The 347-nt window shown below is 64.0% G+C and carries 1 protein-coding gene; it reads right to left on the reverse strand.

The features are described 5' to 3' along the window. Positions 1-233: 233 nt before the first annotated feature. Positions 234-347: AraC family transcriptional regulator (locus BEK98_RS48450; RefSeq protein ID WP_143684308.1), on the reverse strand; the 114-nt coding region annotated here is incomplete at its 5' end.

A 347-nucleotide genomic window follows, 5' to 3' on the forward strand; every position in this document is an offset into this window, starting at 1 on the left:
TTACTGTCCGAACAAGTAAACCTCATGAATCCCTTCCCGACGTACATGTGACCCCAGTCACATGGATGCGCAGCTGGGCGTAACGGGCAAGGGTGTTGAATGCGTGGTCTAGCACTCAGTGAGAGATCGCTCGCTAGTTGGTCGACCACGGTGATGGGGTGTGCCGACTGATCTGTGGTCGGCGGCTGAGATGGACCTGGGTCCCCTGCGACGGACCTTGTCGCTGCGCTCTGCTAGCGCTGGTTCTCCGCGTGCAGCGCCGCGCGGTAGGCGGCCGGGGTGACCCCGTAGGTGCGGGTGAACCACCGGGTGAGATGGGCCTGGTCCGCGAAGCCGACCTCGGCGGC

Source organism: Streptomyces diastatochromogenes (genome assembly GCF_002242805.1).
GTDB lineage: Bacteria > Actinomycetota > Actinomycetes > Streptomycetales > Streptomycetaceae > Streptomyces > Streptomyces diastatochromogenes.